General features: G+C 39.3%; 18 protein-coding genes. 16 read left to right on the top strand and 2 right to left on the bottom strand.

Going from position 1 to position 12,685, the window contains the following annotated elements:
- Window positions 1–13: 13 nt before the first annotated feature.
- From C2M33_RS01065 to C2M33_RS01050, 4 genes are all read left to right on the top strand, one after another.
- A complete protein-coding gene (locus C2M33_RS01065) occupies window positions 14–625 on the top strand; it encodes a superoxide dismutase (protein ID WP_105173450.1) in 612 nt (203 codons plus the stop codon).
- A gap of 87 nt (window positions 626–712) precedes the next feature.
- On the top strand, window positions 713–2,062 hold the full coding sequence (locus tag C2M33_RS01060; RefSeq protein ID WP_105173449.1) for a DNA-3-methyladenine glycosylase 2 family protein: 1,350 nt from the start codon (window positions 713–715) through the stop codon (window positions 2,060–2,062).
- Between the two features lie 2 nt (window positions 2,063–2,064).
- Complete coding sequence (locus C2M33_RS01055; RefSeq protein ID WP_105173792.1) at window positions 2,065–2,532, top strand: methylated-DNA--[protein]-cysteine S-methyltransferase; 468 nt, start codon at window positions 2,065–2,067, stop codon at window positions 2,530–2,532.
- Between the two features lie 108 nt (window positions 2,533–2,640).
- Window positions 2,641–3,225 (top strand): thymidine kinase, encoded by a 585-nt coding sequence (locus C2M33_RS01050; RefSeq protein WP_062565567.1) that lies wholly within the window; start codon window positions 2,641–2,643, stop codon window positions 3,223–3,225.
- On the opposite strand, the gene ltaE is transcribed toward C2M33_RS01050, so the two are convergent.
- Window positions 3,208–4,215, bottom strand: coding sequence for a low-specificity L-threonine aldolase (ltaE, locus tag C2M33_RS01045; RefSeq protein WP_105173448.1), 1,008 nt, complete (start codon window positions 4,213–4,215; stop codon window positions 3,208–3,210). The genes C2M33_RS01050 and ltaE overlap by 18 nt on opposite strands.
- Before the next feature lie 10 nt (window positions 4,216–4,225).
- Window positions 4,226–5,131 carry a 23S rRNA (adenine(1618)-N(6))-methyltransferase RlmF gene (rlmF, locus tag C2M33_RS01040; RefSeq protein ID WP_105173447.1) on the bottom strand — a complete coding sequence of 302 codons (906 nt, stop codon included), beginning with the start codon at window positions 5,129–5,131 and terminating at the stop codon, window positions 4,226–4,228.
- Window positions 5,132–5,457: 326 nt separating this feature from the next.
- Between rlmF and C2M33_RS01035 the strand changes: the two genes are divergently transcribed.
- The 12 genes from C2M33_RS01035 to C2M33_RS00980 all read left to right on the top strand — a co-directional run bounded on the left by C2M33_RS01035 (window position 5,458) and on the right by C2M33_RS00980 (window position 12,624).
- Window positions 5,458–5,916, top strand: a complete 459-nt coding sequence (locus C2M33_RS01035; RefSeq protein WP_054563847.1) for a hypothetical protein — start codon at window positions 5,458–5,460, stop codon at window positions 5,914–5,916.
- Window positions 5,917–6,092: 176 nt separating this feature from the next.
- Window positions 6,093–6,530 carry a hypothetical protein gene (locus tag C2M33_RS01030; protein ID WP_058584251.1) on the top strand — a complete coding sequence of 146 codons (438 nt, stop codon included), beginning with the start codon at window positions 6,093–6,095 and terminating at the stop codon, window positions 6,528–6,530.
- 215 nt (window positions 6,531–6,745) lie between these two features.
- The gene (locus C2M33_RS21175; RefSeq protein WP_188729789.1) at window positions 6,746–6,913 is read left to right on the top strand and encodes a hypothetical protein; all 168 of its coding nucleotides are present in this window, start codon (window positions 6,746–6,748) and stop codon (window positions 6,911–6,913) included.
- 29 nt (window positions 6,914–6,942) lie between these two features.
- Window positions 6,943–7,317, top strand: a complete 375-nt coding sequence (locus tag C2M33_RS01025) for a hypothetical protein (protein WP_105173446.1) — start codon at window positions 6,943–6,945, stop codon at window positions 7,315–7,317.
- Window positions 7,318–7,440: 123 nt separating this feature from the next.
- Window positions 7,441–7,950, top strand: a complete 510-nt coding sequence (locus tag C2M33_RS01020) for a hypothetical protein (protein WP_105173791.1) — start codon at window positions 7,441–7,443, stop codon at window positions 7,948–7,950.
- 139 nt (window positions 7,951–8,089) lie between these two features.
- Window positions 8,090–8,386 (top strand): YrhB domain-containing protein, encoded by a 297-nt coding sequence (locus C2M33_RS01015; RefSeq protein ID WP_105173445.1) that lies wholly within the window; start codon window positions 8,090–8,092, stop codon window positions 8,384–8,386.
- A 99-nt stretch (window positions 8,387–8,485) separates the two neighbouring features.
- The gene (locus C2M33_RS01010; RefSeq protein ID WP_105173444.1) at window positions 8,486–9,040 is read left to right on the top strand and encodes a DUF7638 domain-containing protein; all 555 of its coding nucleotides are present in this window, start codon (window positions 8,486–8,488) and stop codon (window positions 9,038–9,040) included.
- A gap of 564 nt (window positions 9,041–9,604) precedes the next feature.
- Window positions 9,605–10,042 carry a hypothetical protein gene (locus tag C2M33_RS01000; RefSeq protein WP_138625644.1) on the top strand — a complete coding sequence of 146 codons (438 nt, stop codon included), beginning with the start codon at window positions 9,605–9,607 and terminating at the stop codon, window positions 10,040–10,042.
- Window positions 10,043–10,189: 147 nt separating this feature from the next.
- Window positions 10,190–11,071 (top strand): leucine-rich repeat domain-containing protein, encoded by an 882-nt coding sequence (locus tag C2M33_RS00995; protein ID WP_105173442.1) that lies wholly within the window; start codon window positions 10,190–10,192, stop codon window positions 11,069–11,071.
- On the top strand, window positions 11,037–11,522 hold the full coding sequence (locus C2M33_RS00990) for a hypothetical protein (RefSeq protein WP_105173441.1): 486 nt from the start codon (window positions 11,037–11,039) through the stop codon (window positions 11,520–11,522). Before C2M33_RS00995 ends, C2M33_RS00990 begins: the two co-directional genes overlap by 35 nt.
- A 56-nt stretch (window positions 11,523–11,578) precedes the next feature.
- Window positions 11,579–12,151, top strand: coding sequence for a hypothetical protein (locus tag C2M33_RS00985; protein ID WP_233999066.1), 573 nt, complete (start codon window positions 11,579–11,581; stop codon window positions 12,149–12,151).
- A 116-nt stretch (window positions 12,152–12,267) separates the two neighbouring features.
- Entirely contained in the window at window positions 12,268–12,624 is a 357-nt protein-coding gene (locus C2M33_RS00980; protein WP_158685545.1) for a hypothetical protein, read from the top strand.
- The last annotated feature ends 61 nt before the right edge of the window (window positions 12,625–12,685 follow it).

Below are 12,685 nucleotides of genomic sequence, written 5' to 3'. Positions count from 1 at the left end.
ATAAGGAATCAGTATGCCTTTTACATTACCCGATTTAGCGTATGACTATGATGCACTTGAACCGCACATTGATGCGAAAACCATGGAAATACATCACACCTTGCATCATCAAACCTATATTAATAAAGCGAATGCTGCACTAGAGGGCAGCCATTATTCAGAGCAAGATGCTGAAACATTACTCCTCACTATTTCATCAATGCCTGAGTCTTTACAAAAAGCAGTACAAGAGCATGTGGGTGGTCATCATAATCACTCATTATTTTGGCAAGTTATGTCTCCTAATGGCGGTGGTACGCCAAGTGCAGAGTTAAACACTGCAATAGTTGATACATTTGGTAGCTTTGACGCATTTAAAGAGCAATTTACTAATGCCGCGGTAAGCCGCTTTGGTAGTGGCTGGGCGTGGTTATGTGTTGATGAAAATAACCAGTTGGTCGTTGAAAGTAGCCTCAATCAAGATAGCCCACTAATGAATAATCAAACGCCTATTTTAGGGCTTGATGTGTGGGAACATGCGTATTACTTGAAGTATCAAAATCGTCGCCCTGAATATATTGCTGCATTTTACGAAGTGATCAATTGGCCGGAAGTTGAGCGCCGATATCTAGCAGCAGTTAAATAGCTGTTTAAATAGTTAAGGTCCGAAACTGGCTAGTCAAAAAATAATATTCAGTTAAGCTAAGGGTATTAGCGTGTAACGAGAATAATTATGACTAGCCAACAATGGCAAACAGCAAGGCAAAGCCGCGACCCACGCTTTGATGGGGTGTTTTTTGTGGCGGTAAAAAGCACTGGCATTTATTGCAGACCCATTTGCCCTGCACCAACGGCACAAGAAAAGAACGTTGAATACTACCAATATGCGCACTTGGCTGCGCAAGATGGTTTTCGACCCTGCATTCGTTGTCGCCCAGATAGTGCACCGAATAGCCCCGCTTGGCTAGGTACTAAAACCACCGCATTACGTGCAAAACAACTGATTGATAAAGGTGAGGCTTACGACTGTGAGGTTTTAGCAGACAGGCTAGGGGTGTCGAGTCGCTATTTACGCCGTTTGTTTAACCAACATTTTGGACTGTCGATCACCCAGTATCGATTATTTAACCAATGCAATTTTGCCAAGCAGCTATTACAACAAACTGATTTGTCGGTAGCTGATATCGCTTTTGCGGCAGGCTTTAATAGTATTCGTCGTTTTAATGATGCTTTTTTAAAGCAGTTAAATATTGCCCCTTCAAAGTTACGCAAGTCAGATAAAAAACCAGCCTCAACATTAACTCTAACACTGGCATTTAGGCCGCCTTATAACTGGCAAGCACTCCATGATTTTTTGCAGCGCCGTTTAATTAGCGGCCTAGAATGGTTGAGCGCAACAAGCTATGGTCGCACTTTTAAAGATAAATATTGCCAAGGGCAATTCACAGCGCATTTTGTTGAGCATAAAAACCATTTTAAAGTAGCAATTGATATTGATAACACCCGCTATTTACAGCAAGTGATCCATAACATTCGCCGTGTGCTTGATTTAGACGCCGACACGCACACTATTGAACAGCATTTAGATGCAGAGCTTAGAGGCGCGATGCCGCTTTGTGTTGGGCTGCGTTTGCCGGGAATTTGGTCAGACTATGAAGCGGGCATACGTGCGGTACTTGGTCAGCAAGTGAGTGTTACAGCAGCTCACAATCTCGTTACACAGCTTGTAAGTGAGTTTAATCAGCAAAGTAATAACCACTATTTTCCAAGCCCTGAATGGGTTGCTAATTCTGAACTCGATTTTTTTAAAATGCCACAATCACGCAAAGATGCGCTACGGCGTTTAAGTGCCTATTGTCAGCAAAACCCAGATAATCAAGAGCTTGATAATTGGTTAGAGCTCAAAGGTATTGGCCCGTGGACCGTTAATTACGCCAAACTACGCGGTCAAAGCCACCCTGATATTCTATTGGCGGGCGACTTAGGGGTTAAAAAAGCCCTCGCTGGAATCTGCGAATTTAATAGCGAGCACTGTGCGCCATTTCGCTCTTATTTAACTTTTCAACTATGGCAACAATTATGAGTATGCAACAAGTTATTATGCCAAGCCCGATTGGCGATATAACCATTCAAAGTACATCAAAAGGCGTCAGTTACGTTGGCTTTTACCCGGTGGTTGCAATGCAAACAGAGGTTGTTGATGAGCACACTCTTACACCCATTTTAATTTGTATAAGTGAGCTTAATGAATACTTTAACGGTGAGCGTATACGTTTTACAGTACCCCTTGATACCCAAGGTACTCACTTTCAAAGGCAAGTGTGGCGTGCGCTGATGGATGTTGAGTTTGGTCAAAGCAAAAGCTACCAAGATATTGCACTTGCCATTAATAACCCAAAAGCGGTGCGTGCAGTGGGCGCTGCAAATGGTAAAAACCCGATTAGCATTATTGTGCCGTGCCATCGAATTATTGGTGCAAACGGTAAACTCACAGGCTATGCAGGTGGCCTTGAAAGAAAAGAGTGGTTACTGAAACACGAAGGCTTGTTATAAAACAGCAATTTTACTGGGACAACGATTGAGGTAATAAGAGTAAGGTAATAGATGATGTTGTCGCGCGATTAAGGTAGCATATTGCGACTTTAAAATTTGGGCAACATCATGGCACAGCTGTACTTTTATTATTCTGCAATGAATGCAGGCAAATCTACCACACTTTTACAATCTGCATTTAACTACCGCGAACGTGGTATGGAACCGGTTATTTTAACAGCGGCTATTGATGATAGAGCAGGTGTTGGCAAGGTGTCTTCACGTATTGGTTTACAGGCTGATGCGCATATTTTTGATGCAGATAAAGATGTATTTGAGCTAATCAAATCATTAAATGCAGAGCAAAAGCGCCATTGTATTTTAGTTGATGAGTGTCAGTTTTTATCAAAAGACCAAGTAATGCAATTAACAGATGTGGTTGATGAGCTTGGTATTCCGGTGCTGTGTTATGGCTTACGTAACGATTTTAGAGGTGAGCTATTTAGTGGTTCACAATACCTACTTGCCTGGGCAGACAAACTAATTGAGTTAAAAACAGTGTGTCACTGTGGTCGTAAAGCTAACCATGTACTGCGTACTGATGAGCATGGCAATGCGATTGCAGACGGTAATCAGGTAGAAATTGGCGGCAACGACCGATATGTATCGGTGTGCCGCAAACATTATAAAGAAGCGTTAAATCTCGGCCGCTAATGCCGAGATAAAGCTATCAATATCTTGCTTAGTGACGCCTAAATGGGTCACTAATCGCAGTGGTTTACCCGGTGAAAACAGCATATTTTGCTCTTTTAGTGCATGTGCCACTGCTTTTAAATCGATATGTTCGGCAACATTTGCGTAAACAATGTTGGTATCGATTTGAAAAGTTGACGTATCAAAACCAGTTAACGTGTTTAACTGCTCAGCTAAATACGCCGCGTTATCGTGATCTTCAGCAAGCCTTGCTACGTGATGCTCAAGTGCATACTGGCCAGCGGCTGCCAGCATACCCGCTTGGCGCATACCACCACCAAGTACTTTACGCCAGCGGCGTGCTTTATCAATCAGTGCTTTGCTACCTAGTAATAGTGAGCCAACAGGCGCACCGAGTCCTTTTGATAAGCAAATAGACACTGAATCAAAATACTGGGTGATCTCAGTGATATCAACACCTAACTTAACCGCCGCGTTATACACGCGGGCACCGTCTAAGTGCAGAGCAAGGTTATGTTTATCAACACACTCTCTGGCTTCTTTTAGATAACTTAGCGGGAGAACTTTGCCACCAATGGTGTTTTCTAAGCTAAGTAGTTTGGTTTTAGCAAAGTGAAAGTCATCAGCTTTAATTGCAGCCACAACTTTGTTTAAATCTATGCTGCCATCGGCATTATTTTCAATTGGTTGTGGTTGAATAGAACCCAATACAGCGGCACCGCCACCCTCAAATTTGTAGTTATGCGCTTGTTGACCACAAATATATTCGTCGCCACGCTCACAATGTGCCATCAATGCTAGTAAGTTTGCTTGCGTGCCAGAGCTGCAATAAAGGGCGCTTTCGAAGCCATGGCGCTCAACAGCAAATTGTTCAAGTTGATTAACGCTTGGGTCGTCACCATAAACGTCGTCGCCTACTGGGGCGTCATTCATGACCGCGCGCATAGCTGCTGTTGGTTTTGTAACTGTGTCTGAACGAAAGTCGATCATCTTATTATCCTTATACTAGTTCGTTAAGAATGGCTTCGCGGTCGGCTTGGTCAAAATAGCTCCAAGCAATAAAGCGACTGATTTTTTGGCCTTGTGCCATTTTTATAACTTTTACTTCTTTCACATCAAGTGTGCTAAGTAGCTTTTTTATATGCGGTAAAGTGTCAGACTTAGAAACAAGCGATGTAAACCAAATACATTGCTCTGCAAACTCTTGGCTCTCAATGCACATTTTACTGATAAATTCGCGTTCACCGCCTTCACACCAAAGCTCGTTTTGGCGGCCACCAAAATTAAGCGCTTTTTGTGGCACTTTGTTTAGGTTTTTCCATTTACGCTCAGTACCTGCTTTGGCCTGTTGCTCGCTGGCATGAAACGGTGGGTTGCATAAAGTTAGGTGAAAAACATCTTTATTCGATATCACGCCCTTAAACATTTTATCGGCGTTGTTTTGCTGCTTAACATTAATTTTCAGGCGGTTGAATTGCACGATTTGTTTGGCAATTTTAACAGACAAGGCATCAATATCGGAGCCTGTGAAGTGCCAGCCATATTCGTGATTACCTGTAAGCGGGTAAATCACATTTGCACCCGTGCCTACATCAAGCACTTTTACTTGCTTACCCGTCGGAATATGCCCTTGGTTATCGCTTGCTAATAAATCAGCCAAGTGATGAATGTAATCCACTCTGCCAGGAACCGGTGGGCAAAGGTAGTTGTCGGGTAAATCCCAAAAATCGATTTTATAATGGCTTTTTAATAACGCTTGGTTGAGGGTTTTAACCGCTAATGCATTGGTGAAATCAATGCTATCAGTGCCCGCTGGCGTTTGCGTTATATAAGGTGTTAGGGCAGGAGTATCTTTGCATAGCAAAGTAAAGTCGTAGCCATTTAAGTGGCGATTTCGCGGATGCATTAAGGAAAACCTATCTGTTAGCCATATCAAAGGCTGATTGTACCAAATAAATCTTTGCTCTGAGTTAGTTTGCGGTGGATATTTTTGCTTAGTAGCATTAATAAATGGTGAGTAAAATAAGTTGAAAACTGATTGAGTGGATTTACTCAAAGTATGGGCTAGTTGAGGTTAAGAGCGAAAGAACGGAGATTTTGGGGATGATACAAGCAACTAAAATTTGTGTTTAAAAAATTTCGACACAAATTGGGCCACATTGGGTACTACCATAAGACATTTAAAGCTGATAAATTCGTAAGTAATTCAATCAAGGAAAAATAATAAAAATCATGGTTAAAAAGATACTTAAAGGAATTGGTATAACATTTTTAGTGTTAATTAGCTTATTTGTACTTTTAGCAATTTGGACTGCGAATAAATCCTCTGCTTACAAAGAAACTGCTATTCCTTACCTAAATTCAGCAATTACAGATATCTCTCAATGGGACCCTCAGACTCTCAAAAACTATATGACCCCATCATCAATTGAAAATGCCACAGATGAAGATATTTCTAAAATCATGCGTGCATTCTCAAAGTTGGGCGAATTAAAAGAACTAGGTGAATTTGAATTTATAAATGTTAGCTCTAAAGCTGTCACTGGAGGTGGTTCTGGTACTTATGTTACTTATTTAATTCCAGCTTCATACACTAATGGAGACGCAAAAATAACCGTCACGTTGAAAGAAGAAGGTGAGTCATTTTCTATTTATAACTTCAATTTAAATTCTATGGCGCTTATTGATTAAGTTTAGGGGTAAGAGTAACGACTGGTCTCATTGTTTTAGTCTTTTCGTTAATAGTTGATGAGCCAAAATGTCACGTATTAATGCAAAAAGGACTATATATGCTATCGCATAAACCCTCTACTAGGCCCTTAATGGGTTAATATTGTGTTTGGAAAGCCATAACAACAAGGAAGCCAATGAAACAACTATTCGCGGTGTGTTTATTCATTTTTATATCTTTTACATCTCAAGCAATGGGAAATACTGAGCAAGCTGAAAAAGTACCATTTGCAAAATCAGATGAAAGGAATGAGCAAAATAACCTAAGGCTTTACGAAATTTTTGTTCCTAAGAAAAATGGTGATCTTTTTTTAACAGAGATTAATTTGTACAAAGAGAACGAGCAAAGTGTTAGCTTAAAATTTGAAGATGCTCACATTTACCCAGATTTTAAAGAAACTTACATCGTTATTAACCCTAACTTGGTAAACACTTTCGAGATTTATTTAAATTACTCAACAACCAAAGATGGTGGCCTTGTGATGTGTGGCGGTAATAGAGTAAAGCTAAATATCAATGATTTATTATTCGTTGAAAGCCCTCCTGAAGTTATCCCACCACCGAGGAAACCATAGCAGATTTTGCATGATATAAATTAAATTACTTTTAAAAAACATTGTTGTAAGGGTTAAAAGGTAAGGTTATGGTTCGTTGTCGGTAGTTAAACAGAGCTGTAAAATATTTTGCTGCATTTTTGAATGGTTAAATCGGTTTCAATATGATTTAGTTTTATCAATAATAGCAAGCGCAACTGTTTGTTTTTAAATAGTTTATTTTCAAAGGAATGTTTATGTCTAAAATTAAAAAAATAGTGATAGCTGTAGTAATTGTGCTAAGCCTTGGCGCAATTGCTAAACAATACAATGAGCACAATCACACAGAGATGGCAATTAAAGAGTGTGGCAATAAAGACAACGTCGCCAAAGTCGACTCTAAAGGTTTTGAGTGTAAAGACTAATGGACAAATACACTGTTAGGTGAGTAAAGGTGAAGCTTTCATCGCTATCCAAATTATTAAATGAGTACATATCTCCAGAAATGTTTCTAGGAGAGTTTATAACTGAATTTTCAGATTATGAAAATAAATTGGATATCAAAGGTTCTTCTATTACTCTCGATATCATTGAAGATGAAGAGATTGTTATATCTTTTGCTGATATAAAGAAACTATGTGAATTGTTCATTCAAGATAAACTAAATATAAATCACTTATGCTTTATCGCTGATGCTCTTCAACTATGTGATTTAGTTGATTTTGAAGAGGAAGGAATTTTTGACTACGTAGCTGAATTAACAGATCCAGAAATTAATGGTGTTTTTACAAAACAACGAGCTATTGAAATAGTCGAAAAGTTCACCTAACAAGGCAATTATAAGTGGGACGTCTAAAGCTTGGCTTGCGTCACTTTGTTCCTAATTTTAGCCAAGCTTTATCCGCCCCTTATGCGGGCGTTATGTGTATTAGTAAAGATTGAGTTAATTTTTATGTTTGAATGGTTTAGTAAAACTTTTGAATCATCGTCTCAACAGGCGACGTTGTTTTCAATAGCTGTTTCTACAACATTAGCGGTAGTCCTATTATTGCTAAATCAGTGGTTTAGTACCCGAAAAGATAAACGAAATCTTCGAGTTTCTAAGTTGGAGGAGTTTGCGACTACGATTTATGCATACGAAAGGCTTTGCTTTGATATTCTTTCGCGTCTCTATCAGCAGTCTGCATCAGATCAAATTACTATTAACAAGATGGTGGAGAGTGTAGAGCTCTCAGATAAAATCGAAATGCTGTCATCATTGTATTTTTCAAACATCCCATTTGATTCAAAGTTGACGCAGAAGACAATATACAAAGTTCATCATCAATTCGATATGTTAGAGCTTAATAACAAATCAGATCCAAGTACTTATGTATCTTATGAAGACTCAACAAAAGCGGTGAAAGAAGTGTTGGCAGGACTAAAGGTGTCAGTAAAAGTTGAGATGGAAAAATACACATAACAAAGCGTTTAAGACGGATTCACAACGCTTGGCATTTTTAGTTCGAATCAGCTTTAGTGTTTATAGCACAATGGTTTAGGTTCAGTGGTCGCGTTGTTCACTACTTAACGCGGCGTTATGTGTCAAAAGAGTTCGGAGCATGAATAAGCAAGAAGCACAAAAATTGGTAGAAGTTGAACTTGAAAAAAGTGCCGATAAATTCGATCCAGTAGAGTGTGTCATTCTTGAAGAAGAAACTATTGAAAAGCAGTGGGGTTGGGTGTTTTTCTACCAAGCTAAATCATATGTTGAAACGGGTGATTTCCGTGAAATGCTAGGTGGCAATGCTCCAATAATTGTAAATCGCAATACAGGCGAGCTTTTTCATACTGGCACAGCTCATGAAGTGGAACATTATATAAGCGAATATGAAGCTAAATTACCAGCAAACACATAACAAGCCGCTCAAATTCGTTCCGGCCACAAAAAGCATGGCCTCCACCGGACTCGCTAACGCACGCTGTTTAGCGGGGCGTTAGCTTTACAGGTATAAAGAATGGAAAAAATATATCGAGAGAGCAAAGACGGAAAGATTGTAAAAGGCATTGGTTTACCTGCCTTTATTCACAATATGCAATATCACCTTGTAACCATCAAAGTTTATGAAGATGGGGTAATTGATTGCTGGGAAAAAGTTGATTTCGAGGGCTTCGTTAATAAAGTTAATTCCGGGTGGGTTGTTACCCAAGTTCCTAAAGGGGAAGATGTTTCTAGGTTTCACTCGTTTATTGGTAAATCTGATGATTTAAACACCTACATAGATGAACGAGAGTTTATCAAAGAAGTTAGAGATACTCTTGATGAGCTTCAGGGTAGGAAATCAAGCTCTGAAAGATGTCGAGAAGCATTTAGTGAATTCCTTCGAAATCCGAACTCGGATATTGCCAAGAAGCTAAAAGATGAATATGAATCTACACCTGAGCACTTAAGAAGATATGTTTTGGGTGATATGGATTCTAAAGATGGTCCAATAAGATACGTATTGGAGGGGAAGGAAGTGGATGAAGAGCGGCTTAAGTATTGGCGTGAACGGTACAATCACAGCAGCTAACAAAGTTGTCAAATTGACAGTTTTTCCGTCGCTCTTTTTTGTGCTTAATAGCACAAACGGGCTCCTCCAAAACTGCAATTTACAACTGCGTTATATGCCTAAGAGAGTTATGTGAATATTGCTATTTTTGTAGTTTCATTTGTGGTCTATGTTTGGGGGTATCGTAAAGTTCCATAAACATTTAGCAGATAAACTTAAACTGGTTAATCGTCGTAGTTTGTTAAACGTGTTTAGCCAATATATTTGGTTTCTGTTGTTTATCGTTACCTACATTCCGTTTAGTATATTCTTCCCTGCATGGTTAAATGGAAAACTTGGCATAGTGCAAGAGTCCCCAAATGTAACAGCTATTTTCATTTTGTTGGGATGTTTAACACTAGTAATTACTATGTGGCTAGGTTATAAAAAAACTAAGCAGGCGAATTGGTAATCGGCATATAACAAAGCAAATTAAAAAGTGCGGACAAAAAACTAGTTGGCTTTGTTCGTACCTTACAAATTTTTAGCCAACTAATTTTTGCCGTTTATTTGCGGCGTTATGTGCATTAGGGAGTTTTACGGAAAGTGAGTTTCTTAAAAGTTTTTTATTATCGCGCGCTCTCCTTTATTGCTTCAATCTGCTTTGCGTCTTCAGTCTGTGCTAGTAGCTGCTATATCACCGAAGATATGGTGAATGAATGGAATCAAAAATATGGTGAAGACGTTCAGATAACAGCTAAAGAAAAGGACGGTGAGTTTCTCGTTGAAGCTTCATTTCCGCTTAAGCTGGGAGAATCAGAGTTTGAAGGTATTTGGTTATTTAAGGGTCAACCTGTCTTTGATGCAACTTTAATGAATCACGATTTTTCCATGCCTATCGCGCCATGGAAAAAAGAAGATGGCTATGGTCATATTTTTTATACAGTTAAGTCATATCTAGCTAGCGAGAATTACCTTTCCATTACGTATGGAGAAGATTGTGGGATGTATATCCAATTTCCAGTTATTTTTACCACACAATAAAGGGCGCATGTATTATCAAGTGCGCACATAACAAACGCATTAACACTCGCTGCGCTCGCTAGGGACAAAAACACGTAGGCTCCCTGCGCTTCGCTTGGTATTGTAGCCTACGTATTTTTGCCCGTTATGCGGGCGTTAGGAATACTATTGAATTCATACGTAGACTTAAGTATTGAGCAGTTCCTGTCATGGGAGCATCGTAAGGAATGCCCGAAAACTATTAGTTTCCCGTCCGAGTATGATGGGCAAACAGACCTACGTATCGCTTGTACACAATTAAATTTACCACAATCAAAGCAGAAAAAATTAGTCGAGGAATGGACCGAATTAATACCAACTCTAACCGATGTAGAGCATATTTGGTTTTATAGTCGCGTACCTCAAAAACTACTAAACTCGGTTGCAAGCTTACCGAAATTAAGATCATTATTTATCAAATGGAGCGGTAATGGAATTACTGATTTAGTAAACCTTGGTGAATTAAAAACATTAGAAAGACTGTACATTGGTAGTTGTACTCAGTTAGAAACATTAGATAGCTTGAAGGAATTAACTAACCTGAAATGGTTAGAAATGCATGAGCTAAAAAAAATTAAAGATATTACTGCCATTAAAGATCTGAAGAACCTGATTGGTTTAACATTTACAGGCGGTGTGTTTGGTAAGCAATTCTTAACTAATATTGATGCAATCTCTCATTTAGAGAATCTTGAATTTCTAGATTTTCATAGGTTAAAAGTAGAAAGTGAAGATGTATCAGCTATTACCAGATTGAAAAATCTCAAATATTTAGACCTTCCCATTTATTACCCTTTATCCGAGTTTGCTCGTATTTATGCAGCGCTACCAAATTGTGATCATGATATTTATGCTTACCGTAAGACAAATGAAGTTTGTGTAAAGTGCATGAAAGGGGAGATGGTGCAGCCTATGGCTAAGAAAAAAAGGCAGATTTGTACAGTTTGTAGTGAGCAAAAAGTAAAAAAACTAGAAGATGAGTTTTTGGGTTTGGTGGCGACGTATTCCTAACAAACGCTTTAACCACAAAGGACGCCAAACGCTTGGCTGGCGCTCATTAATCGTAAATTTTAGCCTGCTATTTTGTGCCGTTTATTACGGCGTTATGAGATCAGGGGAGCTTCCTAGCTTGAACGAAAATTATAAGTATGCAGCCCATATGATTTCTTGGTTAGAGAAGCTTGGTGTGCCGGAAATTCCTTTGGCAAAAAGTGCATTTTCACAGCTAAAAGGTTATTGGGTTGAACATAAATATATTAACCTTGAGCAGTTAAAAGATGATTTGTGGTCTTGGGTTGATAGTAACGATGGTTACAACATATCTGACCCAGAAGTAGCAAAGATGAGAATTATTTTGTGCTTGGCTTATGAAGATAATCGCGAGTTAGAAGGTGTTGGCTATTTTGAAGATTTATTAGTAAATCTTGGTATCTCACATGAAAATGCATACAAACGCACATAACAAATAGCTTAAATGGCGAACATAGAGAGCTTGGCGTTAAGGCTCTAGGCGCATATATGAAATACGTTTTAGGAATACTAATAATGATTTGGAGTATTTTTTCTTCCGCCAAAGACTATCCTGAAGTAGTTGTTGGTGAGGAAGATGGTTTTGTCGATCTGACCTTTACAATTTCAAACTCCAAGAAGCTAGAATCTGGTTCATATGAAGTTGTCGTTAAAGGCAACCTGAAAGGCAATATAGTTGGGTTTGCAATCGAGCTGTTGCCATCATGGAACCCGCAAGCAGTAGAAGGTATTGATTCTCCCTTTTATTGGGGAGAGGCATTCTTCAAGAATACCGGGGCGGAGTCAGTTGCCTTTATAAGATCACTAGCTAGTCTCTACGGAGCTACCGTAAGTGGTGCATCGGTTTCAAATGAGGTATACGCCCAAGTGGTTGGGCTTGCATGCAATCCTGATCAGCTTGAGGTCTCACCCTGCAGAATGAAGTTCTTCTTCAATCCTGACGGAGAGGAAGCGCTGTATTCTGAGGTTTTCATAAACATTGATCTTTCTGAGAAAAGGCTGGAGTTCAATGAAAAGGACAATGATTATCGTGCGCCATTATTACGTTCATTGTTGCAATAAAGGCTTAACAAACGGCTGCACCGGACAAATTTTCGCTGTCACCTTTTTGGCGTGGCAAAAAAGTTTCCATCAAAAATTTGCTTGGTGAGCCGGGCGTTATGTATTCCGGTAGAAATATGGACAACCTGAAAAGTTCGATTATGGCACTTGCCGCATCAGCAAAAGTTCAAGAGGCACTTTATCCAAGTTTCGCGGCTGTTGGTGATGAGTTGGTGCTTGAGTTTAATGAATGCTTAGACGACTTGAAAATTAGTGATTTAACACCTGAACAAGCAGCATCTATTGAAGCGTTAGATGTTTTCATTAATCAGCATTCAGGTGCGCAATTCTCAGCCATGTACCTTGAAAATAATGCTCTATATGAAGATTCTAATTGGGATAAAATTAGGTCACTTGCCAAGCTGGTTGCTAAAGAGATGGGTTGGTCACTAACCGAACCAGCCAAACAAAAACATAGAATTGTAACTGGTTAGCTGAGAGCATATAACAAACGCATTAATAATGAACGCCTAACGCTTGGCTGGCGCTCGTTCC

Source organism: Pseudoalteromonas sp. T1lg122, assembly GCF_002964825.1.
GTDB classification, from domain to species: Bacteria; Pseudomonadota; Gammaproteobacteria; order Enterobacterales; family Alteromonadaceae; genus Pseudoalteromonas; species Pseudoalteromonas gelatinilytica.
Note: the sequence above shows the minus strand (reverse complement) of the source record. Positions and strands in the feature narration are given on the sequence as shown.